The organism is Coprococcus sp. AM97-35, from assembly GCF_027697525.1.
Taxonomy (GTDB): domain Bacteria; phylum Bacillota; class Clostridia; order Lachnospirales; family Lachnospiraceae; genus Allocoprococcus; species Allocoprococcus comes.
The window spans coordinates 1-3,577 of record NZ_JAQESL010000055.1; the positions used below are offsets into that span (position 1 = coordinate 1).

General features: G+C 31.4%; 4 protein-coding genes. All 4 read right to left on the minus strand.

All coding sequences use genetic code 11. The annotated features are described in order from the left end of the window. Nucleotides 1–70 precede the first annotated feature (70 nt). The 4 genes from PG840_RS16410 to PG840_RS16425 all read right to left on the minus strand — a co-directional run bounded on the left by PG840_RS16410 (nucleotide 71) and on the right by PG840_RS16425 (nucleotide 3,459). Complete coding sequence (locus PG840_RS16410) at nucleotides 71–961, minus strand: sensor histidine kinase (RefSeq protein ID WP_117719197.1); 891 nt, start codon at nucleotides 959–961, stop codon at nucleotides 71–73. An 11-nt stretch (nucleotides 962–972) separates the two neighbouring features. Then, nucleotides 973–1,800, minus strand: coding sequence for an ABC transporter permease subunit (locus tag PG840_RS16415; protein WP_117719196.1), 828 nt, complete (start codon nucleotides 1,798–1,800; stop codon nucleotides 973–975). Continuing rightward, entirely contained in the window at nucleotides 1,793–2,707 is a 915-nt protein-coding gene (locus tag PG840_RS16420) for an ATP-binding cassette domain-containing protein (protein WP_022621470.1), read from the minus strand. Before PG840_RS16420 ends, PG840_RS16415 begins: the two co-directional genes overlap by 8 nt. A gap of 89 nt (nucleotides 2,708–2,796) precedes the next feature. Next, complete coding sequence (locus tag PG840_RS16425; RefSeq protein WP_028088146.1) at nucleotides 2,797–3,459, minus strand: response regulator transcription factor; 663 nt, start codon at nucleotides 3,457–3,459, stop codon at nucleotides 2,797–2,799. Nucleotides 3,460–3,577: the final 118 nt, after the last annotated feature.

A 3,577-nucleotide genomic window follows, 5' to 3' on the forward strand; every position in this document is an offset into this window, starting at 1 on the left:
AATCAATCACTCCTTTCTGGGTACGAAAAAAGCAGTCAATCCAAAGACTAACTGCTATAAAAAGTTATTTTCACAAATCAAACACAATGCAAATATTAAGCATTTCATTATTATACTCGGCTGAAATTGTACCATTCATCTTTTCAACTAATGCTTTTGAAATAGACAATCCCAGTCCAGTTGAATTTCTAGCATTATTAACTGTATAAAATCGGTCAAATAATTTTCCAACTTCTATTTCAGTCAAATTTGAAGCATGGTTTATAAAATGAATTTCTCCATTTTCAAATAATGTAACTTCTAAATCACCATTACTGTACTTGACCACATTATTCAATAAATTTGCAAATATTCTTGATATTGCAGAACGGTCAAGATTACGAACTATCTTTTTCTGTGGAATGATAATCTTAGGAGAAATTTGCTTTTCTTTTAAAATTGTATAGAATGAAGCGATACTTTCCTCTAATACATTGTTAATAGTAATAGGTTCAATTTTTAAATCTTCTTCTGAAGTTAAAATCACAGAATAACGAAATAATTCTTCTGTTAGTTGTTTTAGCATTTCTGTACGATTTTTTATGACAGCAATATATCTATTCACTTTTTCACTTTTTTCTTCTTGTTCAAGTAAATCCAAATAGCCATATATTGCGGTTAGCGGTGTGCGTAAATCGTGAGAAACATTTGTAACAGCATTTTTTAATTCTATATCGCCTTTTTGAAATTTTCTGCGTTCAGCTCGGAGCTTTCGTAGCTGGATATTTATTTCATTTGCTAAATGACACATATATTTATCGTTGCTTGAAATATCAATCAGAGTATTACTATCGGTTATGAGCTTTTCAGCGAATGAACATTCTATTTCTTTTGCAGATTTTCGTAATAAATGTATCTTGATAAGTAACAAGACAATCACTAAAATCAGTCCACTTATGAAAAGCCATAACCATAGCATAATTTTTCACTCCTTTACTTTAAATCTTTTTTCTTGAAAATCCAAACACCTGCACCAGTTGTAAGTATAACGATTACTAAGGAATATATAGGCAATCGTGTTAAATTAACAACTTGCATTGTTGAACATTGAATTGCTTGACCGCCTGGATTTACATCATAAATGAATTGCACAATTTCTCGTTTTGTTCCGTCTAAATATTTTGGATTTTCCATTTCTTGAGCTGTGTTTTCTCCATTTTCTCCTATCGAATAAGCTGGAATAGTTTTTGGAGCGTCCAACATTCTATTACATATTGCACCAGCAAACAAAAGCCCAAATGAAAATAGAATACAAGCTACTGCAATAATAGCTTTATTTTGAGAGAGCATTGCTACAAGTGTAAAAAGAGAAGCAAATGTAACTGATAAAACCAAGACAGTTACTCCTATCATTACAATCATTTTCATATCAGCAACAAAAAATCCAAGTAAAGGAATTCCAACGCTGAGATACGGAACAAAAAACACAATACACATTGTAATTGCAATAATAGAACAAGTTACCATATTTGATAAATAAATAGTTTCTCTTTTCTGTCCTACGATAATTTTGTTTCTGATTGTCCCGTCATTATGTTCTGTACCGATAAAAAGACTACAAAATACAGCAAGAATAATTCCTATGAACAATGCACACATGAAAAATCCATTGTCAAGATTATTGATATATCCAGACTGTTTCATATCCCTATATCTCAATAGTGGGCTAGCTATTCCAATCACAAACATAAAAGCTAATGAACCCCAAAAACATTTATTTTTCCTTAATCGAAAGAAATTAGCAGATAATAATTTATTCATGTCTTGCACCCCCTACCAAGCTAACAAAATAACTTTCTAAACTTTCATCATGTTCATGTATCGAAATAACTTCACAATCTTTTTTGGATAATTCTGTCGTTAATTTTGAAATATTAACTTTTTCAAAAATATCCGCTTCTGTATTAGAAAGTATTTTATATTCAATGTTCATAGTGTCTAAAACATAAGCAAGGGTTTTTGTGCTTGATACTTTTAAATGAGTACATTTTCGGCATTTACTTTCCAATTCAATAGAGCTAATCTGTTTTATCATTTTACCATTGTCAATAAAGCCATAGTATGTTGCCAGTTTTGATAGCTCGTCTAATATATGACTAGAAATCAAAACGGTAATTCCATGTTCTTGATTGAGCTTCAAGATCAATTCCCTAATTTCTATAATTCCTTGTGGGTCAAGTCCATTGACTGGCTCATCAAGAACGAGAAAATCTGGCGAACCTGCAAGAGCAACCGCAATACCTAGTCTTTGACGCATACCAAGAGAAAAATTTTTTGCTTTTTTATTTCCCGTATTTTCAAGACCAACTAATTTTAATATTTCGGAAATTCCATCATCAGAGGGAATACCTAATACTTTGTATTGCTCCTTTAAATTTTCATACGCTGTTAAATCAACATAAATTGACGGTGTTTCTACGATTGCTCCCATTCTGCGACGAGATTTTGTAATGTCTTTATCTATGTGCTTTTTGCCATAAAGAACATAGTCGCCAGATGTAGGCTCTTGTAAACCACATATCAACCGTATAAGAGTTGTTTTGCCTGCTCCGTTTTTGCCGATAAGACCATAAATCGAACCTTTAGGCACATTCATTGATAAGCCGTTGAGTGCTTTAAAATGCCCGTAGTTCTTACATAAAGAATTTGTTTTAAGAACATATTCCATGATTTTTACCTCCTGTTTTCTGATATAGTTATTCTATCTTGTAAGAGTAAAGAAAACGGTAAAGAAAACAGTAAAGAAACAGTAAAGATTTATTCTGTTCTCATTTTAAATCCAATTCCCCAAACAGCTTCAATATAATCTTTTCCACTTATATCACGAAGTTTTTTTCTTAAATTACTAATGTGCATTTTTAATGAGCTTTCAGTACAGTCTGGTGTGTCCTCACTAATTTTTTCTAAAAGAAATGACTTTACAATAACTTGCTTCGGATTTTGTATTAACAATTTCAAAATAGCATATTCCGTTCTCGTCAGTTTTACTTTTTTGTCCTCTATGAACACTTCATAAGTAAATGTATCCAATGTAATATCTTCAAATTCTAATGTTCTGTTTAATGAGGGTGTTTTAACTCTAAGTGCAACAGTAATTCTTGCCAATAATTCTTTTGTATCAAAAGGCTTAGTAACATAATCAACTGCACCACCAAGTAAAAGAGATACCTTATCTTCAACATCTACTTTTGCACTCATAACAATAATGGGAATATCTGATATTTGTGGTAATAATTCTTCCCCAGACAATCCCGGTAACATTAAGTCTAGCAAAATCAAATCTGGTTTTGTATCTGCTAAAAATAATAATGCTTCTGTACCAGAGTAAGCATGGGAAACCATATATCTTTCATGTACTAAAACTTCGTCCAACATTTTGTTTATATGAATATCATCATCAACAATTAAGATATGCTTCATTTTCATCACTCCATTATATTTGATATGAAATAATTATACCGTTATGCAGTATGCTCTACAATATAATTTTTACTCGGCAATCCTATTTTTTCTGTTGTCCCTGCGGTGTAGGGTTCTG

What these genes read in the sequence shown, in the direction of transcription:
- PG840_RS16415 (WP_117719196.1), bottom strand. Translation starts at nt 1,800, where the DNA reads ATGAATAAATTATTATCTGCTAATTTCTTTCGATTAAGGAAAAATAAA.
- PG840_RS16420 (WP_022621470.1), bottom strand. Translation starts at nt 2,707, where the DNA reads ATGGAATATGTTCTTAAAACAAATTCTTTATGTAAGAACTACGGGCAT.
- PG840_RS16425 (WP_028088146.1), bottom strand. Translation starts at nt 3,459, where the DNA reads ATGAAGCATATCTTAATTGTTGATGATGATATTCATATAAACAAAATG.